The organism is Flavobacterium sp. HJSW_4, from assembly GCF_042436695.1.
Lineage (GTDB): Bacteria > Bacteroidota > Bacteroidia > Flavobacteriales > Flavobacteriaceae > Flavobacterium.
Genome location: NZ_JBHNPP010000008.1, coordinates 50912 through 70827, shown reverse-complemented (window position 1 = coordinate 70827; position 19916 = coordinate 50912). Strand labels below are relative to the sequence as shown.

At 32.8% G+C, this 19916-nt stretch carries 24 protein-coding genes; 12 read left to right on the top strand and 12 right to left on the bottom strand.

Features of this window, described 5'->3' with window-relative positions; translation table 11 throughout:
- The first annotated feature begins 100 nt into the window (after positions 1–100).
- On the top strand, positions 101–853 hold the full coding sequence (locus ACE01P_RS09830; protein ID WP_379696882.1) for an SDR family oxidoreductase: 753 nt from the start codon (positions 101–103) through the stop codon (positions 851–853).
- Between the two features lie 70 nt (positions 854–923).
- Positions 924–1505, top strand: coding sequence for a TetR/AcrR family transcriptional regulator (locus ACE01P_RS09825; protein WP_379696879.1), 582 nt, complete (start codon positions 924–926; stop codon positions 1503–1505).
- 87 nt (positions 1506–1592) lie between these two features.
- Here ACE01P_RS09825 and ACE01P_RS09820 read toward each other — a convergent pair whose 3' ends face one another.
- The 10 genes from ACE01P_RS09820 to ACE01P_RS09775 form a co-directional block, all read right to left on the bottom strand.
- On the bottom strand, positions 1593–2651 hold the full coding sequence (locus tag ACE01P_RS09820) for a nucleoid-associated protein (protein WP_379696877.1): 1059 nt from the start codon (positions 2649–2651) through the stop codon (positions 1593–1595).
- 43 nt (positions 2652–2694) lie between these two features.
- The gene (locus tag ACE01P_RS09815) at positions 2695–3054 is read right to left on the bottom strand and encodes a four helix bundle protein (protein ID WP_379696875.1); all 360 of its coding nucleotides are present in this window, start codon (positions 3052–3054) and stop codon (positions 2695–2697) included.
- A gap of 114 nt (positions 3055–3168) precedes the next feature.
- A complete protein-coding gene (locus tag ACE01P_RS09810) occupies positions 3169–3711 on the bottom strand; it encodes a hypothetical protein (protein ID WP_379696872.1) in 543 nt (180 codons plus the stop codon).
- Between the two features lie 192 nt (positions 3712–3903).
- Positions 3904–4497: an HPP family protein gene (locus tag ACE01P_RS09805; RefSeq protein ID WP_379696870.1), complete on the bottom strand. Its 594-nt coding sequence runs from the start codon at positions 4495–4497 to the stop codon at positions 3904–3906.
- An 84-nt stretch (positions 4498–4581) separates the two neighbouring features.
- Entirely contained in the window at positions 4582–5862 is a 1281-nt protein-coding gene (locus ACE01P_RS09800; protein ID WP_379696868.1) for a chloride channel protein, read from the bottom strand.
- 237 nt (positions 5863–6099) lie between these two features.
- Positions 6100–6489, bottom strand: coding sequence for a VOC family protein (locus ACE01P_RS09795; protein WP_095931000.1), 390 nt, complete (start codon positions 6487–6489; stop codon positions 6100–6102).
- Entirely contained in the window at positions 6489–7064 is a 576-nt protein-coding gene (locus ACE01P_RS09790; RefSeq protein ID WP_379696865.1) for a sugar O-acetyltransferase, read from the bottom strand. Before ACE01P_RS09790 ends, ACE01P_RS09795 begins: the two co-directional genes overlap by 1 nt.
- 2 nt (positions 7065–7066) lie before the next feature.
- Positions 7067–7525, bottom strand: a complete 459-nt coding sequence (locus ACE01P_RS09785) for a YciI family protein (protein ID WP_379696862.1) — start codon at positions 7523–7525, stop codon at positions 7067–7069.
- A 22-nt stretch (positions 7526–7547) separates the two neighbouring features.
- On the bottom strand, positions 7548–8021 hold the full coding sequence (locus ACE01P_RS09780) for a hypothetical protein (RefSeq protein WP_379696859.1): 474 nt from the start codon (positions 8019–8021) through the stop codon (positions 7548–7550).
- 9 nt (positions 8022–8030) lie between these two features.
- Positions 8031–8489 (bottom strand): DinB family protein, encoded by a 459-nt coding sequence (locus ACE01P_RS09775; RefSeq protein WP_379696856.1) that lies wholly within the window; start codon positions 8487–8489, stop codon positions 8031–8033.
- A 142-nt stretch (positions 8490–8631) separates the two neighbouring features.
- On the opposite strand from ACE01P_RS09775, the gene ACE01P_RS09770 reads away from it, so the two are divergent.
- The 9 genes from ACE01P_RS09770 to ACE01P_RS09730 all read left to right on the top strand — a co-directional run bounded on the left by ACE01P_RS09770 (position 8632) and on the right by ACE01P_RS09730 (position 15901).
- Positions 8632–10797, top strand: a complete 2166-nt coding sequence (locus tag ACE01P_RS09770; protein ID WP_379696853.1) for a TonB-dependent receptor domain-containing protein — start codon at positions 8632–8634, stop codon at positions 10795–10797.
- A 342-nt stretch (positions 10798–11139) separates the two neighbouring features.
- A complete protein-coding gene (locus ACE01P_RS09765) occupies positions 11140–11547 on the top strand; it encodes a DUF2141 domain-containing protein (protein WP_379696850.1) in 408 nt (135 codons plus the stop codon).
- A 43-nt stretch (positions 11548–11590) separates the two neighbouring features.
- Positions 11591–12211: a hypothetical protein gene (locus ACE01P_RS09760; RefSeq protein ID WP_379696847.1), complete on the top strand. Its 621-nt coding sequence runs from the start codon at positions 11591–11593 to the stop codon at positions 12209–12211.
- Between the two features lie 20 nt (positions 12212–12231).
- On the top strand, positions 12232–13569 hold the full coding sequence (locus tag ACE01P_RS09755) for a 2TM domain-containing protein (RefSeq protein ID WP_379696845.1): 1338 nt from the start codon (positions 12232–12234) through the stop codon (positions 13567–13569).
- Complete coding sequence (locus ACE01P_RS09750) at positions 13569–13892, top strand: 2TM domain-containing protein (protein WP_379696843.1); 324 nt, start codon at positions 13569–13571, stop codon at positions 13890–13892. Before ACE01P_RS09755 ends, ACE01P_RS09750 begins: the two co-directional genes overlap by 1 nt.
- On the top strand, positions 13873–14202 hold the full coding sequence (locus ACE01P_RS09745; protein WP_379696840.1) for a 2TM domain-containing protein: 330 nt from the start codon (positions 13873–13875) through the stop codon (positions 14200–14202). Before ACE01P_RS09750 ends, ACE01P_RS09745 begins: the two co-directional genes overlap by 20 nt.
- A 2-nt stretch (positions 14203–14204) precedes the next feature.
- Complete coding sequence (locus ACE01P_RS09740; protein WP_379696838.1) at positions 14205–14510, top strand: 2TM domain-containing protein; 306 nt, start codon at positions 14205–14207, stop codon at positions 14508–14510.
- A 14-nt stretch (positions 14511–14524) separates the two neighbouring features.
- The gene (locus ACE01P_RS09735; protein ID WP_379696835.1) at positions 14525–14905 is read left to right on the top strand and encodes a 2TM domain-containing protein; all 381 of its coding nucleotides are present in this window, start codon (positions 14525–14527) and stop codon (positions 14903–14905) included.
- A gap of 228 nt (positions 14906–15133) precedes the next feature.
- Complete coding sequence (locus ACE01P_RS09730; RefSeq protein ID WP_379696832.1) at positions 15134–15901, top strand: LytR/AlgR family response regulator transcription factor; 768 nt, start codon at positions 15134–15136, stop codon at positions 15899–15901.
- Between the two features lie 118 nt (positions 15902–16019).
- On the opposite strand, the gene ACE01P_RS09725 is transcribed toward ACE01P_RS09730, so the two are convergent.
- Positions 16020–17045, bottom strand: a complete 1026-nt coding sequence (locus ACE01P_RS09725) for a COX15/CtaA family protein (protein ID WP_379696830.1) — start codon at positions 17043–17045, stop codon at positions 16020–16022.
- A gap of 15 nt (positions 17046–17060) precedes the next feature.
- Positions 17061–18494 (bottom strand): CCA tRNA nucleotidyltransferase, encoded by a 1434-nt coding sequence (locus ACE01P_RS09720; protein ID WP_379696827.1) that lies wholly within the window; start codon positions 18492–18494, stop codon positions 17061–17063.
- A 476-nt stretch (positions 18495–18970) separates the two neighbouring features.
- Between ACE01P_RS09720 and yaaA the strand changes: the two genes are divergently transcribed.
- The gene (gene yaaA, locus ACE01P_RS09715) at positions 18971–19729 is read left to right on the top strand and encodes a peroxide stress protein YaaA (protein WP_379696824.1); all 759 of its coding nucleotides are present in this window, start codon (positions 18971–18973) and stop codon (positions 19727–19729) included.
- Positions 19730–19916 lie beyond the last annotated feature (187 nt).

The following is a 19916-nucleotide window of genomic DNA, read 5'->3' as shown; positions in this document are numbered from 1 at the left end:
TTAACTAAAAATTAACATTACAAATAACGGAACGATCGTTCCGTTATTATATCTTTGTACCATAATAATTGAATAATCAATAACTTAAAAACAAATAACAATGAAAAATTTAGAAAATAAAGTTGCGATAGTAACTGGAGGAAACAGTGGAATCGGATACGCAGCAGCGGCTGATTTAGTAGCAAAAGGTGCAAAAGTAATTGTAACAGGAAGAAACAGAGAAGCTTTAGCAAAAGCGGAACAAGAATTAAACGTTACAGGAATTGTAGCTGATCAATCTGATTTAAAATCAATAGACAATTTAGTAGAAGAAGTAAAAGCAAAATTTGGAAAAATTGATATCGTGTTCTTAAATGCTGGTACAGCTTCTTTTGCTCCCGTAGAATTAGCTCCAGAAGATCATTATGATACAATTATGAACGTAAATACAAAAGGAGTTTATTTTACTGTTCAGAAATTATTGCCAATTTTAAATGACGGTGGTTCTATCATCTTCAATACTTCGGTAAATGCTCATCTTGGAATGCCAAATTCTAGTGTTTATGCGGCAAGTAAAGCAGCTGTTTTATCTTTTAATAAAGTATTTACTGTAGAATTAGCTCCTAGAAAAATCAGAGTAAATGCTGTTTCTCCTGGACCAGTTGAAACTCCGCTTTATGGAAAACTAGGTTTGCAAAAAGAAGAAGTAGAAGGCTTTGGAGCTGTTCTAGGTGAAAAAATCTTATTGAAACGTTTTGCTCAATCTGCTGAAATTGCAAAAACAGTTTCGTTCTTAGCTTCAGATGATGCTTCATTCATTACAGGAACTGAAATTGTAGTTGACGGTGGACTTACTGTAAATGCAGTTGTATAATTTTTTTGACTAATTCAGGAACGATTGTTCCGTATTTTTATATCTTTGTAAAGAATTTAATTTGGATATCATGGCTAGAACGAAAGAATTTAATGAAGATCAGGCTTTAGATAAAGCAATCGAAATTTTTTGGCACAAAGGTTACAACGGAACTTCGGCTCAGGATTTGGTAAACCATTTAGGATTAAGCCGTTCTAGTTTGTATGATACTTTTGGAGACAAACAAAAGCTTTTTGTAAAATCTTTGAAACGATATCAACAGCAAAATCAAGACGTTCTGATAGAACTTTTAGAAAATGCTCCAAATATAAAAACGGCTTTTACTGAAATTTTTAAACAAGCAGTTGTAGAAAGTCTTCAGGATAGAATTACAAAAGGTTGTTTTATGGTAAATTCTGCTGTAGAACTGGCGATGCACGATCCTGAAATTGCAAAGATTGTTCACGACAATCAAAAAATGGTGGAAGATATTTTTTCTAAAGCCATAAAAAAAGGGCAGGAGTCGGGACAGATTTCTGATAAACAAGAAGCTCGGTCTTTGGCTCGTTTTATCTTTAATAATTATTCGGGAATCAGAGTTTTGGCAAGAGCTGGCGAGCGAGACAAACAAGTTTACGATGATATTTTAAAATCGATTTTTGCTTTGTTTTAGAAAATTAATTGCAATAAAAAAACGGCAGTTACAATTGTAGCTGCCGTTTTTTGTATTAAATAAGTAAGTAATAGAAAATGAAAACCCTTAGTTTTTTTCTTCTTTGTTGAAGTAAACTAAGTAGTAATACATTTGTTTTTCTTCATCCCAGCCTTTTTCAACAAATTTTTCTGCACTTTCAGGATTGATGAAATCCATTTTAATCTGAATGTGAGTATCCAAATTAATTACGTTTTTAATCGATTTTCTAGCGTCAGAAACCGCTGCGTTGGCAATAGGGAATGAGGTCACATCTTCGATGCTGTATTTTTCTCCTTTATCAACTTTATAGTTTTTAAATTCAGGGATCAAATCAGGGTTGTCAATTACTTCATTCAAGAAATTCTGTTCTTCAAACTGATCATTTTTAGCGAAATAATTCACAGATCGGTTCATAAACATTACTTCCTCTTTCTTGTCTTCAGCTGGCAAAACAACGTCTTTTGCGAAGTTTTGACAGAATTTCAAATATTTTTTAGTGATGAAATTTTCATCTTCGAAAGCATCTACAGATAAAAAGTGCTCTAACCAGTAACGCGCATCGTAACGGTTGCTGTCTACAGTTAAGATTTTATATCCTTCTTCTTTTTTGTAGTTGAAAATCAAACATCCTTTATCTAATTTACTCAAGTTGATTCCTTGTTGTAAAATCATTTCAAGGTTGCTTCCATTTTCTTCAAACTGTAAAAAGTCAGCTTGTAATTCGCTTTTAAAAATTCCGATTGCATCAACCACATTGTTGTCGATACTTAAACCAGTTAAATACGTCACATAAACCTCTCCATTTTTAATATGCGGATGATTTGACTGCTCGTACAAATGTTTTGTGATGTTTTTAGAAACCTCGTGTACACTTGCCGGATTTGTAAAAATCTCAGTTGCATATTTAAACATGTCGTTGTAATCCAAGTCCACTTCATGTGCAAACTGATAATAGTTTTCTTCTTTTTCTCTAAAAGGCTTAAAAAAGAATTCTTTTATCAAAGGAACAATCTCATCATTTAAGTTAAATGGCTGCTCTGATAAAAAAATAGCCTCATTACGGCTTTTGTTTCCTACGCGGTGTATCGCCAGCGTGTCGATGTGGGTGTTGAATAAATTGATCATTTTTTTCTAGGTTCAGAGGTGCAAAGGTTCAGAGGAACAAAGGCTATTTGCGATCTTTTACTTTTCGTATAAAAGAACTCAACATTCGTTCTAACTCCTTACTTTCTCCATTTATTTTACTGAATTGGTACTCGGTTATATATTTTAGATTGAATGAAATTTCTAGCTGAGTCTGCATTTCAAACAATGACGAAATAGAAATATTTAAAAATCTCAAATAGTCACTGTTTCCATCTCTGCCATATCCTTCCGCAATATTACTTGGTATTGATATTGAACATCTTCTGATTTGTGAAGATAGCCCGTAAATTTCTTCTTTTGGAAATGAATTTGTTAATTGGTAAATTTCGGTTACAAGATTCATAGATCTTTGCCAAATTAAAAGGTCGCGAAAAGTTTTCATTTTATATTTTAATAATTAAAATATAAAAATAAAGAAAAATATTACATTTTAAAATCATAAGATTTTAAAGAAACCTTTGAGCCTTTGTACCTATGACTCTTTGAACCTCAAAAATTAATTCCAATTCTCCTCAAACCCATAATCCTCAAAGCTATCATCGCCTTCGAACATGTCTAGATCATCTTCGTCTAGGTCGTCTTCAAATTCTCCGTAGATATCGTCGTGCATGTCATCTGCTTCAAAGCTTTTTTCGATAGCGTCTGCTGGCATTTCACCGTGAGAGAATAAAGTTTCTGGGTAAGTAACTCCAACTTGTTCATCTTCGACTGCAGCCAATTCAACTAAGAAAGTCCACATGCTGATGAAATCATAAACGTAGATAATCTTTGTATTTTCTTTGTCTAAAATACTAGATAACGGATAATCGTTCATGGTTCTTATTTCGCCAGGAACATCTCCTGTATCGAAAAGCGGAATTTCATCTTCTTGATTCCAAGTATCATCACAAGTATAAAATGAAGCCACTTCCGATCCGTCAAAGCCAAAAGAGTTGAAGATTGCATTGTGTAAATCCTCAAGTGTATCTTCCTCAAGAATAGCAATGTCTCTGAAAATATCTTCTTCGGCGTCTAGAATAACTCTAAATTTATAAACCATAATCTTTGTTTTTATTGAGAGGTCAAAGGTAAAATATAAAAAATGAAATACGAATCACGAATCGTGATTTGTTGAAAAGATTTTAGAAATTTGATAGTCAATAGTTTGTCAGGCTGAGCGAAGTCGAAGCCCTTTTTCCAATTGAAGCGTCCTTCGACTTCGCTCAGGGTGACATTCAGAAGAAAAACAAAATTACTTTCTCGCTAATCTTTTTCTAATTTTATGATAATGTTTGTGGTAATTGCTCGGATAACTTCTGCTTGGCGTCATATTATTAAAAATCAAGGCCGTTAAAAACAGAATCAGGACGCCTGTAAAAACTGGAGAAAGCACATACATATAACCTAAAGCTTTTACTTTTTCTGTTCCGATAACTGCAATTAAAGCAGTTGCTCCTCCAGGTGGGTGAAGCGTTTTAGTGATTTGCATTAAAATAATCGCTAAAGAAACTGCTAATGGAGCAGCAATATACATAACGTCTGGAACCAGTTTGTTAACCGTAACTCCGACAAGAGCTGAAATTACGTGCCCTCCAATTAAATTTCGAGGTTGAGAAAATGGACTCTGAATAATTCCGTAAACCAAAACGCTCGAAGCTCCAAAAGAACCAATTAAATAAACGGCATCAGGTCCAGAAAAATGTATCGATTGTACATAAGCCAAAATTCCGATTCCGACGAAAGAACCTAAAAAGGACCAAAAGTGCTCTTTATAGTCAATTAAAGTCTCTTTGTAAAGGATGTAACGTGTTTTGCGATAGCTTCTTTTTATTTTTTCAGTTGGCATTATTGTGGTATTATATTTTACTCGTTATGCTTTTAAATATACTTTGCTGTATGTTTTTAATTTTCAGATTATACTTATCTGAAATTATTTAACTAAACTTGGAGAATAACTATAAACGGTATACGGATAAATTGTTTTTGCAGTGTATTTTGAAATTAAACAAACTACAAGAATTGGGAAAAACAAAGTATAATCGTTTGTCAATCCGCAAACTAAGAAAATTGCTGTAAAAGGCGCGTGGATACTTGCACTCAGAACCGCTGCCATTCCGATAATCATAAAGTTAACCGGAATTACATTTACATTAAAAAAGCTATTTAAAATTGAAGCCAGTAATAATCCTAAAAATGCTCCAATGAATAAACTTGGTGCGAAAACACCTCCGTCACCTCCAGAAGCCAATGTTATTGAAGTTACAATTGGTTTTAGAATTAAAATTCCGATGAAGGTCAATGCTAAAGTTATAGTCAATTGCATTTGTGCAGCTCCTCCAAAAATCCCTTTTATCGCGTGATAACCTTCTCCGTATAATTGAGGAAACATGAATAATGAAGCACTTAATACAATAGATCCTAAAATGATTTTGTAATAATGCGTATCGATTTTACCAAATTGCGATTTGAAGAATAAAACGCAACGCGTTAGGTAAACCGAATTCATTCCAGCTAAAATTCCTAAAAGAATGAAGTACGGAATTGCTTTTAAATTCCAAGTTGCAATTGAAACCGCAAATAAAGGTTCTTCTTTTAAAATGGTTAATAAACCAAATGCAATTGAAACTGCAATTAAATTTGAAATGATAAATGCACGAGTTACTTTTCTAGAAATAACTTCGAAAGCAAATAAAACTCCCGCAATCGGACTGCTGAAAAGTGCCGTAACACCCGCTGCAACACCCGCGCAGATTAATTCTGTTTTGTATTGACGGAAAACATTTTCTTTTTCGTGAGCAACAGATCCGATAGTTGCTGTAGCAACAACGGTAGAAACTTCGATTCCTGTAGAACCTCCGAAAATAACCGTTAATAATCCGTTGATGAAGTGAGATGGAATTTTATAAGAAGGAAGATTTTTTGATTTTGATGCTGTACTTTCAAAAACTTCTTTAATTCCTTTGTTTTCTTTTTTCTTAAAAAGATATTGTCTTAAGAAATAAATTACCGATAATCCGAAAACTGGAAATACGATATAAAATACTGGGTGAACTGATACTTCGTGGAAGAAAATTTCTTCGTAATATTCAGTTATTTTTTTTAGTGAAATTCCGAGGAAGGCTGAAAGAAAGCCAATTAAAATAGAAACAATTACTAATTTTCGGAATTTGATTAATTGATGATTTTTTTTGATTTGCGCCGTTTTGTTCATCACTATATATTTGAAGATCCGCACTTTTTTATCTGCGGGTTACAAATTTAAGCATGAAATTCGGTTTTTTCTAGGAAATATTCATTTTAGTGTGTTAAAAGTGATATAAACAGGAAAAATCTCGCATTATTTTTCTTAAAAGGAACAAAGAGGCAAAGTTACAAAGGGACAAAGGTTTTTCTCATGTGAAATGACATAAAGTGTAAAAACCTTTGTCCCTTTGTCCCTCTGAAAGACCTATCTCTCGTAGAATTCTATTGGAAGTAAATCGGGATCAGCAATAAAAGTGAAACGTTTTTCTGTTGTTTCGTCAATTCTAATAGGCTCTGATTCTATATTTTTTGAAGTTAAAAAAGCAATTGTTTCTTCCAAATTAATCACTTCAAAAGCCAAATGACGCAAACCAACAGCTTCTGGACGTGAAGGTCTTTGTGGTGGATTCGGAAAGGAGAATAATTCAACAACATAAGAACCATTTAAAGCTAAATCCAATTTATAAGATTGGCGTTCTTCGCGATAGATTTCTCTAATTATCGTTAAACCTAAAATCTGAGTATAGAAATGTTTCGATTTTTCGTAATCGGAACATAAAATGGCAATATGATGAACTTTATTAAGGGTAAGCATTATTTTTGTGATTCAGGTTCTTGATTTAATTTTCGAATAACTTTCGCTGGATTTCCAACTGCCAATGAATTGTCTGGAATATTTTTCGTTACAACAGATCCGGCTCCAATAACGCAACCTTTTCCGATAGTTACGCCAGGGCAGATAACCGAATTTCCGCCAATCCAGCAATCATCTCCAATTGTAACTGGATAAGCATTTTCTAATGTTTTTCTCAATTCAGCGTCAAGCGGATGAGAAGCAGTATAAATTTGAACATTTGGTGCAATAAACACATTCGATCCAATATTTACTGGCGCGCAGTCCAAAACAACACAATTCACGTTGAAATAAACATTTTCTCCGCAGAAAATATTATAACCATAATCGCAATGAAAAGGCGGTTCGATATATAAACCTGCTCCAGCATTTGGAATTAGTTCTTTTAAGATCTCTTTTGCTTTTTTAGTAACTCGATATTCTTTTACATTCAAGCTATGTAAAAGATTTTTTGCGGCGCGACGGCCTTTAACTAATTCAGGATCAAAAGCGTTATAATATTCGCTAGAGATCATTTTTTCTTTTTCTGTTTTCATATTTACATTTTCGTCTTGGCGATTTTATCATGTATTTTTACAGTTTCCTGTAAAGCTGCAGTACAATACCAAGGCGTTAATTCGGCTTCAAGTAAATTGGCTTTTATTGCAGGGTCAGTGGCAACAAGAGCTTTGGCTTCTTCTATAGTTTCGACATTAAAAATATAAATGCCTCGATAATTTCTATCATTTTTCATGAAAGGACCAGCCACAACGAGTTTTCCTTCTTTGGCTAATTTTCCAATGTTTTCCATATGACCTTCAAAAAGTTTTTTGGTTTCTTCTTTCGATGCCGTTTTATTAGTTCCAGATTTTAAGAGACAAAAAACATATTTCTTCATTCCGTATTCGTCAGCATGAAGCGATTTTGCTAAAGCTTCATCGTATTTCGCTTCAGTTTCTTGTGAAAAACTGATAGTGCTAAAAAACAAAAAACCGAAAATAAATAGTATTTTTTCCATGTTATGAAGTTTAAGAAAATATTTAAAGGTCATATTGTAATGTTACAAAATTTGGTGTTTTTTCATGGTTTTTATCTTCCCAACTATTAAATACAAAATCTTCAATTTTTTTAATGAGATCAGAGTCTAATTCTATATTGGTTTGCTTACAAAAAGCTAAAATTGTCACATAACCTATAATAGTTGGATTAGTATCAGTAATAAGAAGTCCTTCGACTTTTTTTACTTTAACAGTCCATTTGGTTTCAATTTCAGAAAAAATTAATTCCAAACCTCTTAATACTGCTTTTCTCCAATCGGAAAAACGTGCTTTACCAGGTTCATCTTTCGCAGGAATACTTGCAAAATGCCCCATTCCAATCCAACCTTCACCCGTATATTCTTCAATAATTTCATTTTGATTGTCATTTTTACTGATTTCTAGATTTACGATGGCTAAAAAAGTTTTTCCATTTTTAACCTTTCGCCATTGATAATCTAATGTTTCATCAATCATATAAAAATTTTAAAGCAGTTTCTTCAAAATAACAATCTGTCCTAAATGGTAAACGTCATGCTGAATAATTCCGTGAAGATGTTCATAATACGTATGGCCATTATTTACATAGATTTTAGCTAAATCAGCATCACTAAAATCTTCAAAAAAAGCATTCCATGAATCTTGAGATTTTGCTAATGTTTGTAGCGATTGTTCCCAAGCTGCTTCAGAAGGATCTAGAACAGGAACAAAATAATTATGATCTGGAGTTTTAATAACTTCTCCTTGCATACGCTCTAGAATGTTTCTTCTCCATTGAATCAAATGATTGACAATTTCCCAAATCGTATTCAAATTCGGATTTATTTTTCGGTATGCTTGTTCTGCGGTTACATTCTTTAAAGTATTGTCTAGATTGACTTCTAGCCATGGATTTCCATTATAAATGGATTGATATAAATTTGAAATTCGTTTGCTTTCTGACATAAATGGTAATTTTTTGGAATTCCTAGCTAAGATACAAATTAGTCATTTACAACTCATCCTCGAAATTCTACAATTGGGTTATTATATATTTTTTAACGTTTAATGTTAAAATACATTTGCCTCATCAAAACCAATAAATGACATGAAAACCAAATTATTTTTTACAGTAAGCTTTTTATTTTTCACTGCATTAATTTTTGCTCAAAATACAATTTCAGGAAAAGTTGTAGATCAAAAAGGAAAACCAGTTGCAGGTGCAAACATATATATTGACGGAACTTACGACGGAGCTACAAGTTCTGAAACTGGAGAATTCTCTTTTGAAACAACAGAAACAGGAAATAAATTTATAGTAGTTAGTTTTTTGCTTTTCGAAACTTTCAAACAAGAAATTGATGTTGCCAATTATAAAGATCAAACCGTAAAATTAAGAGATAATGTTAATACTTTAGATGCAGTTGTTATTACAGCTGGAACTTTAGAATCTGGAGACAAAGCAAGAGTTTCTGTTCTAAAACCTTTAGATATTGTAACGACTGCAGGTTCTGCGGGAAATATTGTTGCAGCTTTACAAACTTTACCAGGAACGCAGACAGTTGGAGAAGACGGACGTTTGTTTGTACGTGGAGGTGAAGCAAGCGAAACTCAGACTTTTGTTGACGGAATTCGTGTAGCGCAACCTTACGGCGCAACCACTAATAATTTGCCAACAAGAAGTAGATTTTCTCCTTTCTTATTTAGTGGAATCGCATTTTCTACAGGTGGTTATTCTGCAGAATACGGAGAAGCTTTGTCAAGTGTTTTGCTTTTGAACACACAAGATGAAGAAGATCACGAAAAAACAGACATCGGATTAATGACAGTTGGTTTGAGTTTAGGAAATACGCAGAAATTCAAAAAAAGCTCCTTAAGTGTAAATATGGCTTATATCAATTTGGCTCCTTATCAAGCTGTTGTTCCGCAAAATGTAGATTGGAACAATCCGTATCAATCGCTTGGAGGTGAAACGGTTTACAGATATAATTTCACAAACGGAATTTTCAAATTGTATGCTTCATTCGATTCTGAGAAATTCGATTTAAATCAGAAGAATGTCAATTTCGAAAATCCGATTCGAACTGATATGAACAATAATAATTTTTATTTGAATTCATCTTATAAAGGAAGTTTTGGAACAGGATGGCAGATTACTTCTGGAGTTAGTTATGGTTACAGTAAAAATAAATTGAAATACGATATCACGGGAGTTGACAGTCAGGAAAATGCGGCTCAGCTGAAATTGAAGTTAAGCAAGAAATTCTCAAACTATTTTAAATTGTCTTTCGGAACCGATTATTTCATTACAAAATACAATGAAAATGTAGCAGATAATATCGCACTTGATGTTACAAATGGTTACGACTCGAATATTTTTGCAGCGTATACAGAAGGAGATATTATGTTTTCTAAGAAATTAGCTTTGAAAGTTGGTTTAAGATATTCTAATAATAGTTTATTAAACGAAAATAATATTGCGCCGAGAGCCTCACTAGGATTTAAAGCTTCCAAAACCAGTCAATTTTCTTTTGCTTACGGAGATTTTACGCAAACGCCTGTTGTAGATTATATTAAGTTTTCTAAATACCATCAGTTTGAAAGCGAAAAAGCAAGCCATTATATTTTAAATTACACTTTTACAAGACCAGGACAAACGCTAAGAGTAGAGGGGTATTACAAAGATTACAGCAATTTGGTGCAGTACGATACAAGAGACATTCAGTACAATTCGGTTTTCAATAACAACGGATCGGGTTATGCAAAAGGATTAGATATTTTCTGGAGAGACAGCAATTTATACAAAAACTTAGAATATTGGATTTCATATTCTTATATCGATTCAGAAAGACAGTATAAAAACTTCCCTTACATGGCAACTCCAAGTTTTATTGCGAATCATAATTTATCTGTTGTTACTAAATATTTCATTACAGACTGGAAATCGCAGGTTGGTTTTACAAACAGTTTCAGCACAGGACGCCCATACAATGATCCGAACCAAACGCAGTTCATGAATGGAAAAACAAAATCGTACAATAGTTTGAGTTTCAACTGGGCATATTTATTGACAACACAAAAAATCCTTTATTTTTCTGTTTCAAATCTTTTAGGGACAAAAAATGTTTTCGGATATGATTATGCCCGAAATCCAGATCCAAGCGGAGTGTATCAAAGACAAGCGGTAGTTCCAACAGCTGATAGATTCTTCTTCGTTGGTTTCTTCTGGACAATCAGCCAGAATAAAAATGAGAATCAGTTGAAGAACCTTTAAAAAAGGGACAAAGAGGCAAAGGTTCAGAGGGACAAAGGTTTCTTTGCGTTTCAAAAAAAGCTTCGATTTAAAAGACAAAGATCTATGAGAAATACAAGAAAACCTTTGTCGCTTTGTTCCTCTGAACCTTTGCTCCTCAAAAAGAAACAATTCAGTAACCAAAATCAACAACTCAGTATCATTTAGTTTTAAAAGACTAAAAACCAGCATACTTTTGAAGTGTAGATTAAAAGGAACAGAGGTTCAGAGATGCAAAGGTTCAAAGTTTAGAATCTTAATAATTAGAAAATAAAACCTTTGACACTCTGAACCTAAAAAACGAACCTTTAAAAAAAAGAAATCATGACCAAAATTATTACCATAACTATTTTATTTATCTGCAGCTTAATGTCTGCTCAAAACGCAAAATTAACGGTTGCTGTTTCAGGATTGAAAAATGATACAGGAGTTGTTAAAGTAGGATTATATAATTCAGACGGAACGTTTCTTAAAACAACTTACAAAAGCCTTGCTTCAGAAATTAAAAACAATCAAGCGGTTGTCACTTTCGATAATCTTCCGGCAGGAGAATATGCGATTTCAACTTATCATGACGAAAATAGCAACGGAAAATTAGATCGAAATGCAATGGGAATTCCGTCAGAAGAATATGCGGCTTCAAACAATGCAAAAGGATTTATGGGGCCTCCTTCTTATGCCGACGCTAAATTTAATGTCAGTAAAGATTCAAAAATTCAAATTACATTTTAATAAATAACTCATCCAATAAACAAACCATTAAATAACTTATAAAATGAAAAAAATCATCACTTTAATCGCATTATTTGTAGTAGTAATAGGTTCAGCGCAAACACAATTTGAACAAGGAATGAACAAAGCGTTCGGACTTTGGAAAGAAGGAAAAAATACAGAAGCTTCTGCTTTATTTGAAAGAATTGCTGCGGCCGAAAAAAACAGTTATTTGCCAAATTATTATGTAGCTTTGATCAACGCGACGGCAGTATTTACTGAAAAAGACAAAACAAAAATCGATTTGTTATTGACAAAAGCGCAAGATGCTTTAGATGTAGAATTGATTAAAGACCAAGCCAATTCTGAATTGTATGTAATGCAGGCTTTAATTTACACAGGATATGTTGTAGCTGATCCAATGACAAACGGAATGAAATATTCTGGTAAAGTAATGGAAGCTTACGCGAAAGCTAAAGCATTAGACCCAAATAATCCGAGAGCAGTTTTTGGTGAAGCAGATTACCAATTAGGCGGTGCAAAATGGACAGGAGTTGATACAAAACCTTTATGTGCACAAGTTGATAAATCTATTGAACTTTTTAATAATTTTAAACCAGCAACGCCTTATGCTCCAAAATGGGGATTAGACAGAGCGTTAGAAATTCAAAAAACTTGTAAATAATTTAATAGCTATAAGCCATCATGATATTAAAACCCAATTTGTTAAAGGCATGTTTAGTTGGAGGAATAGTATTTTTATTTTCTTTTCTAATTCGATTTGCTTCTATAGGAACAGCAGTTTTTACTAAGAATCTTTCTATTTATTTCTTGTACTGCATGCTTTACAGTGTGGTTTTATATATCGTAAATGTCGTTCTTTTTGATTTTTTAGATAGAGTTTTCAGATCAAATCCGTATTCTTTAAGGAGGATTTTAATTGGTTTTGTAAGTTCATTTTTTCTGTCGATGATCGTAATTGGAATATTGCGTTTGTTTACAAGTATAATAATCGAGAACAAAACAATTATAGGTTTTCTAGCCAATGAAAAAGCAGAAAATTATATAGAATCTGCGGTAATGACTTTTATTGTGTTGCTGTTTTTTCACGGACTTAATTTTTATAAGCTTTATCAGGAAAACAAGGTTACACAGCAAAAGATTATCGCGGGGACGGCAAATGCCAAATTCGAAAGTTTAAAAAATCAGATTGATCCGCATTTTCTTTTTAATAGTTTAAATGTTTTGAGTTCTTTAATAGAAGAAAATCCAGATAATGCACAGCGATTTACAACTTCGTTATCTAAAATTTACCGCTATGTTTTAGAACAAAAAGATAAAGAATTGGTTTCGGTTGAAGACGAATTGTCATTTGCAAAAACCTATATGAATCTGCTGAAAATGCGTTTCGAAAATAGTTTGTTTTACGAATTGCCAAAAGAAAATATCAATCCAGAAGCCAAAGTGGTGCCGCTTTCTTTACAGCTTTTGCTTGAGAATACAGTAAAACACAATGTTGTAAGCGAACAAAAACCGCTTCATATTAGAATATTTGTTGATAAAGATTATCTGGCGATTCAGAATGATCTTCAGAAAAAAGAAGTTTTGCAGGACAGACAAGGTGTCGGACTGCAGAATATTGTAAACAGATACGGAATTATAACAGATAGAAAAGTGAAAATTGAGGAAGATGAAAAGAATTTCACTGTTAGAATTCCAATTTTAACCAAACAAATTACGGTTATGGACATGAGTGCAGAATATACAGACGAAGCGAAAGCTTATTATAGAGCCAAAAAAAGGGTAGAAGAACTGAAAGGATTTTATGGAAATATAATTTCATATTGTTGTGTGATTCCGTTTTTGGTTTTTATCAATCTAAAATTTTCACCAGGATTTCAATGGTTTTGGTTTTCAGCTTTAGGTTGGGGATTTGGAGTTGCCATGCATGCTTTTAAAGTTTTTGGATACAGTTCAGATTGGGAAGAAAGAAAAATTCGAGAGATTTTAGAGAAAGACAACAACCAAAAAACGTGGAAATAATGGAAAATAATTTCACAGAAGCAGATCGTTATTATGACGCTCAGAAAAAAGTAAAAGACATAAGAGGATTTTACGAGCATCTGACTGTGTACGTTTTATGTAACCCGATTGTGATTGTGGTTAATTACATGACTTCTCCAGAATATTTATGGTGGATCTGGTCTGTAATGGGTTGGGGAATTGCAATTGTTTTACACGGATTAAAGGTTTTTAGCCTTTCGCCTTTCTTTAATAAGGAATGGGAAAATAAAAAAATCAGAGAAATTCTAGAAAAAGAAAATAAAGAACGATTAGAAAGTAATCATGGAAACAAATTTGAATAACGATCAAGAACAAACAATGCTGCATGAATTGGCAAGTAAAAAAGTAATTCAGCTTAAGTCTTTTTACAAACATTTGTTCGTTTACATAATTGCATTAATTGTTTTTCTTTTAAAGGAATATACCAATTTGCCATTACAATTTTTTCCAATAAAATATATTAATTGGGTAATTGTAATTATTTGGACAGCTGTAATTGTAGGTTCTGCAATCGATTTGTTTGCTTCGTATAAAATTTTTGGCCAGCAATGGGAAGAGCGAAAACTAAGAAGCATTTTAGAAAAAAAATATAAAAAACAAAAATGGGAATAATCATGGAAAGGAATTTAAGCGAAGAAGAAAAATATATCCAAGCCAAAAAAAAGGTAGAAAAAATTAAAGGATTTTACGGAAATCTTCTGGCTTTCGTATTAGTAAATGCGATTTTAATTTTTATCAATTTATATACATCGCCAAGTTATTTATGGTTTTTCTGGCCATTGTTGTGGTGGGGCGTTGGTCTTATTTTTCACGGATTAAAAGTCTTTGAAGTTTTTCCAGGAATGGGAAAAGAATGGGAAGAAAGGAAAATCCAAGAATTTATGGAAAAGGAAAAACAGAATAAAAACAAGTGGGAATAATTTAAAATAAAATTATGGGACGTTTTAGAAGAAATATGTATGAGGACTATACAAGTCAGCATTTCGCAGAATATACGAATGATGAAAATTATAACGCAGCTTATAGAAAAGTAAAGAAACTGAAAGGGTTTTATTCGCATCTCAAAGTTTACATTATCATAAATATCATCATTATTGTATCTAGTATAACTCGAGATAGTTTTAAAGGAGGTTTAGATTTTAGCGGTTTAACAGAATGGCATACTTATTCGACTGCATTTTTCTGGGGAATCGGTTTGCTAGCGCACGGATTGTCTGTTTTTGGTTCTAATATCTTTTTCGGTCAAGATTGGGAAAAGAGAAAAATTCAGAAATATATGGAGAAAGAAGCCGCAAATAAAAATAAATGGGAGTAAATTTGAATTCATATTTTGCTCATTGGGGTGAAATTGAGCAATTTAATTTTAACACATAGAAACATAGATTTTTATTACTTCTGTTAAAGAGTAAAAAAATCAAGCTTTAACACATAGGATATTCTTAGTGAAACGCCTTTAGTAGATTCCTAAAATGCTATGTTTCTATGTGTTTAAAATAATTTCAACTTACAGATTAACATTTTTCAATTTTTTACAATATAGTAAATGATCACATTAATTATAGAAGACGAAAAACCAGCGGCAAGATTACTGCAAAGAAAGCTTGAAAAGTTAGATGTAACCGTAGAAACAATGCTTCATTCTGTTGAAGAATCAGTTGAATGGTTTGAAAACAATCCGCATCCTGATTTGATTTTTCTGGATATTCAGTTATCAGATGGTTTGTCTTTTGAAATTTTTGAAAAAATAGACATAAAAAGCGCCATCATTTTTACAACAGCTTATGATGAATACGCGTTAAAAGCGTTCAAATTAAACAGCATCGATTATCTTTTAAAACCAATTGACGAAGATGATCTGGAAACAGCGGTTTCAAAATATAGATCGCGTCTTCCAAAAGCTGCAGCCGAAACTTCAAACCTGCAATTGGATTTTGAACAGATTCGCCAGATGCTTTCCAATCCTTTTGAGAAAACCTATAAAAAGAGATTTACGGTTAAAATTGGTCAGCACTTAAAAGTAATTACAACAGAAGAGATCGAATGTTTTTTTAGTGAAAACAAAGGTACTTACATTCATACTTACGACAATCGTGATTATTTGATTGATTCGACTTTAGAGATTTTAGAACAAGAACTCGATAAGAAGGATTTCTTTCGCGTAAGCAGAAAATTTATTGTTCCGTTAAAAGCAATTAAAGAAATTCAGGTTTATACTAATTCTCGTTTAAAAGTGATTTTACCTACTTACAAAGAAGATGAGGTAATTGTGAGTCGAGAAAAAGTTCAGGATTTTAAGAGTTGGCTGGGATAGTTTTTTTTTGGAAGGAAGAAGAAAGATGTGAGAAGAAAGAGCTTCATCTTCATGTGCGACATATAAATAAAAAAGGGACGAAAATTTTCGCCCCTTTTTTTTATCTAAAATCTTTTGATTATTTGCTCAATCTATGCAAAGTGTACGTCATAGCGCTCAAAAGGAAAAATGCCATAATCTGGTGAATTAATCCTAAAGCCAATGGCACACTGTATAATAAAGTGAAAACGCCAAGTAAAAACTGAATGAAAACAAAAACAACTAAAGTTTTGATTCCGTTTGCTTGCGTATGTGTAAGCGTATATTTTTTGCTTTTGAAGAAAAGGAAAAGAATAATTGCAACAACCACATAAGCAAAAGTTCTGTGTACAAATTGAACACCGCTTTTTCCTTCAATTAAATTTTTCACTAAAGAAGATTGCTCAATAAAAACCGATTCGTGAATAAATTCCCCGTCGCTCATCAAAGGCCAATGATTGTGAATTAATCCTGCATTCAATCCTGCAACAAATCCACCGTAAATAATCTGGATTAATAAAGCAGCTAAAGCATATCTTGCAATTGTGCGAAGCGGTAAAATCTTGTTGATATTTCTCTCTGGATAAATTAAATCTAATGCAACCCAAAGCGTGTAAGCGAAAGTGATGAATGCAAAAGTTAAGTGTAATGAAAGTCTGAAGTGGCTCACATCTGGATTGTCAATTAATCCGCTTCTTACCATGAACCATCCTAAAAATCCTTGGAAAGCTCCCATTGCCAAAAGAACAATGCATTTTTTGATGGTATCTGTATCTAATTTCTTTTTAGCTAAAAAATAAACAAACGGCACAAAGAAAACCAAACCAATAATACGACCGATGAAACGGTGAAACCATTCCCAGAAATAAATAAACTTATAATCTGCTAATTGAAAATCGTTGTGAATGTTGATTTTTTGGTACTCTGGAAACTTCTTGTATTCGTCAAAAGCAGCCTGCCACTTTGCCTCAGTTAAAGGAGGGAAGGTGTCGGTTACCAAATGCCAGTCGGTCATCGATAAACCTGAATTGGTTAAACGTGTGATGCCGCCTACGACAACCATTAAAAATAATAAAACACAACCCGATAGTAACCAAATGATTACTGATTTATTTTCTTTTTTCATTTTATTAAATAATACTTATTTCTCAACTTTTTTTAAGCCTAATTTCTCAGCTCTTTTAATCACAAAATCGTAAGCCGCTTGATATTCATTTGGAATATCTCCTTCTAAAATAGCTTCTTTTACGGCTTCTTTTAAAATCCCAATTTCGCGTGAAGGCTTCAAATCAAACATTTCCATAATTTCTTCTCCAGTAATTGGTGGTTGGAAATTACGAACATGATCGCGTTCTTCAACTTCAACGATTTTCTTGCGAACAAGCTCGAAGTTTTTATGATACTTTTTAAATTTCGCAGGATTTTTGGTTGTGATATCCGCTTCACATAAAGTCATTAAATTTTCAACATCTTCGCCAGCATCAAAAACCAAACGACGAACCGCACTGTCAGTCACAATATCGTCAGCCAAAACAATTGGACGCGAACTCATGATAACCATTTTCTGAACGAATTTCATTTTATGGTTTAAAGGCATATGCAAACGTTCGAAGATTTTCTTAGCCATTTTTCCGCCAAGAAATTCATGACCGTGAAAAGTCCATCCTTGTTTTTTAGCAAAACGCTTTGTTGGCGCTTTTCCAATATCGTGTAACAAAGCTGACCATCTTAACCAAACATCGTCTGTATTTGGACAGATGTTGTCAACCACTTCCAGTGTGTGGTAAAAATTGTTTTTATGTGTATGACCTTCAATTTCTTCTACCTGATTCAATGCTGTTAATTCAGGTAAAATGATATCCAAAAGTCCTGTTTTGTATAAAAGTAAAAATCCAGTTGAAGGCTTATCCGTCATAAGGATTTTGTTTAATTCGTCAACGATTCTTTCGCCAGAAATAATTTTGATTCTTTCTGCGTTTTTTGTGATCGCATTCAATGAATTTTCTTCTATTTCGAAATTCAATTGAGTCGCAAAACGAATCGCGCGAAGCATACGCAAAGGATCATCAGAATATGTAATATCTGGATCCAAAGGCGTTTTAATTGTTTTGTTTTCTAAATCTGTTAAACCATTAAAAGGATCTAAAAGATCTCCGAAATTATTTTGATTTAAAGACAAAGCAAAAGCATTGATCGTAAAATCACGACGATTTTGATCATCTTGTAAAGTTCCATTTTCCACAATCGGATTTCGGCTATCACGGCTGTAAGATTCTTTTCGTGCGCCAACAAATTCAATATCGGTGTCTTCAAAGCGGAGCATTGCTGTTCCGTAACTTTTAAAAACCTGAACTTTTGGTTTGTTCGGAAGTAAATCAGAAACTTTAAGCGCTAATTCAATTCCGCTTCCAACTGCTACAACGTCGATATCTTTTTTAGAACCTCGATTTAAAAGCAAATCACGAACAAATCCGCCGATCACATAAGAGTCAACATTTAATTCCTGAGAAGCTTTCGAAATGATATCGAATATTTTGTTTTGTAAAGCAGTTTTATAGTTTGTTTGTATAGCCACGAATTCACTAATTTTTGAGTAAAATGCAATTTGAATTTCAGTCGAAATAAAATGCACGCAAATTTACAACATAGAAAATGCCTATTATAATCTATCGATCACTTTTTTGAAGAATTTAATAGTTTTCGATGTTGATTTTTGTGAAAATTGGAAAAGGTTTGCCACGAATTACACGAATGAACACAAATTTATTTTTTCTGCCACAGATTTAAAGGATTAAAAAGGATTTTAAATTCGTCAAAAACGATATGAATTGCACTGAAAAAAGGTTTACCACGAATTTCACGAATCAACACGAATTGTTTTTTAAACATAAAAAAAACATTTTTAATCCTTTAAATCTGTGGCTAGAAAAATTAGTGTAATTCGTGAAATTCGTGGCAGAAAAAAAAATATACGCTCATAGAACAAATCAATTACGATAATCTGTTTTTAGAATTTCAATTTGTATTTTTGAATCATAGAAAAATGTACAAATGAAAATTGTTATATCTCCAGCGAAATCATTGAATTTCGAAAAAGAATTACCAACATCTCAATATACAGAGCCGTCTTTTTTAAAAGAAGCAAGAGTGGTTCACAAAGTAGTTAAGGAAAAAAAGCCAGCGGAATTGTCTGAATTAATGTCGATTTCAGAAAAATTGGCTGATTTAAACTGGAAAAGAAATCAGGATTGGAAAACGCCTTTCACTCCAGAAAATGCGCGCCCAGCAGTTTATACTTTTGATGGCGATGTTTATACAGGATTGGATGCGTATTCAATTCCGTTAGAAAAATTAGATGTTCTGCAGGATAAACTTCGAATATTATCAGGTCTTTACGGACTTTTAAAACCTCTTGATTTAATGCAAGCGTATCGTTTAGAAATGGGAACTAAAATGCCAGTTGCAGAATCTAAAAACCTTCACGAATTCTGGAAACCAACGGTTACAAAAGCATTAAACAAAGAATTGAAAAAAGATGAGTTGTTTGTGAATTTAGCAAGCAACGAATATTTTTCTGCTGTTGATGTAAAAGCTTTGAAAGTGCCTGTGATTACTCCAGATTTTAAAGATTATAAAGACGGAAAACTAAAAATGATCAGTTTCTTTGCGAAAAAGGCTAGAGGAATGATGGTTCGTTATATTATCGATACGAACGCTGAAACTATCGATGATTTAAAAGGTTTTAATTATGAAGGGTATCAGTTTGATGCGAATCTTTCTAAAGGAAATCATTTAGTTTTTACAAGATAATTTTGTTGAGGTTCAAAGGGCCAAAGGAACAAAGGTTCAAAGGTTTTTAGAATCGTAGACTCGAAATATATTGTAGGCAGGGATTTCTAATCCCTGTGATATGTCCGGATTATAAAATAAAACGATCATAAAAAACAACGCCGAATTCAATTAAGAATTCGGCGTTTATGCGTATTATAAAATTATT

Excerpts from the sequence above, each read along its gene's own strand:
- ACE01P_RS09820 (WP_379696877.1), bottom strand. The coding sequence starts at position 2,651 with ATGATCAATTTATTCAACACCCACATCGACACGCTGGCGATACACCGC.
- ACE01P_RS09750 (WP_379696843.1), top strand. The coding sequence starts at position 13,569 with ATGGAAAATAATTTCACAGAAGCAGATCGTTATTATGACGCTCAGAAA.
- ACE01P_RS09725 (WP_379696830.1), bottom strand. The coding sequence starts at position 17,045 with ATGAAAAAAGAAAATAAATCAGTAATCATTTGGTTACTATCGGGTTGT.
- ACE01P_RS09785 (WP_379696862.1), bottom strand. The coding sequence starts at position 7,525 with ATGGAAAAAATACTATTTATTTTCGGTTTTTTGTTTTTTAGCACTATC.
- ACE01P_RS09810 (WP_379696872.1), bottom strand. The coding sequence starts at position 3,711 with ATGGTTTATAAATTTAGAGTTATTCTAGACGCCGAAGAAGATATTTTC.
- ACE01P_RS09765 (WP_379696850.1), top strand. The coding sequence starts at position 11,140 with ATGACCAAAATTATTACCATAACTATTTTATTTATCTGCAGCTTAATG.
- ACE01P_RS09795 (WP_095931000.1), bottom strand. The coding sequence starts at position 6,489 with ATGCTTACCCTTAATAAAGTTCATCATATTGCCATTTTATGTTCCGAT.
- ACE01P_RS09760 (WP_379696847.1), top strand. The coding sequence starts at position 11,591 with ATGAAAAAAATCATCACTTTAATCGCATTATTTGTAGTAGTAATAGGT.
- ACE01P_RS09740 (WP_379696838.1), top strand. The coding sequence starts at position 14,205 with ATGGAAAGGAATTTAAGCGAAGAAGAAAAATATATCCAAGCCAAAAAA.
- ACE01P_RS09780 (WP_379696859.1), bottom strand. The coding sequence starts at position 8,021 with ATGATTGATGAAACATTAGATTATCAATGGCGAAAGGTTAAAAATGGA.
- ACE01P_RS09790 (WP_379696865.1), bottom strand. The coding sequence starts at position 7,064 with ATGAAAACAGAAAAAGAAAAAATGATCTCTAGCGAATATTATAACGCT.
- ACE01P_RS09805 (WP_379696870.1), bottom strand. The coding sequence starts at position 4,497 with ATGCCAACTGAAAAAATAAAAAGAAGCTATCGCAAAACACGTTACATC.
- ACE01P_RS09770 (WP_379696853.1), top strand. The coding sequence starts at position 8,632 with ATGAAAACCAAATTATTTTTTACAGTAAGCTTTTTATTTTTCACTGCA.
- ACE01P_RS09745 (WP_379696840.1), top strand. The coding sequence starts at position 13,873 with ATGGAAACAAATTTGAATAACGATCAAGAACAAACAATGCTGCATGAA.
- ACE01P_RS09755 (WP_379696845.1), top strand. The coding sequence starts at position 12,232 with ATGATATTAAAACCCAATTTGTTAAAGGCATGTTTAGTTGGAGGAATA.
- ACE01P_RS09735 (WP_379696835.1), top strand. The coding sequence starts at position 14,525 with ATGGGACGTTTTAGAAGAAATATGTATGAGGACTATACAAGTCAGCAT.
- yaaA (WP_379696824.1), top strand. The coding sequence starts at position 18,971 with ATGAAAATTGTTATATCTCCAGCGAAATCATTGAATTTCGAAAAAGAA.
- ACE01P_RS09815 (WP_379696875.1), bottom strand. The coding sequence starts at position 3,054 with ATGAAAACTTTTCGCGACCTTTTAATTTGGCAAAGATCTATGAATCTT.
- ACE01P_RS09730 (WP_379696832.1), top strand. The coding sequence starts at position 15,134 with ATGATCACATTAATTATAGAAGACGAAAAACCAGCGGCAAGATTACTG.
- ACE01P_RS09775 (WP_379696856.1), bottom strand. The coding sequence starts at position 8,489 with ATGTCAGAAAGCAAACGAATTTCAAATTTATATCAATCCATTTATAAT.
- ACE01P_RS09800 (WP_379696868.1), bottom strand. The coding sequence starts at position 5,862 with ATGAACAAAACGGCGCAAATCAAAAAAAATCATCAATTAATCAAATTC.
- ACE01P_RS09830 (WP_379696882.1), top strand. The coding sequence starts at position 101 with ATGAAAAATTTAGAAAATAAAGTTGCGATAGTAACTGGAGGAAACAGT.
- ACE01P_RS09825 (WP_379696879.1), top strand. The coding sequence starts at position 924 with ATGGCTAGAACGAAAGAATTTAATGAAGATCAGGCTTTAGATAAAGCA.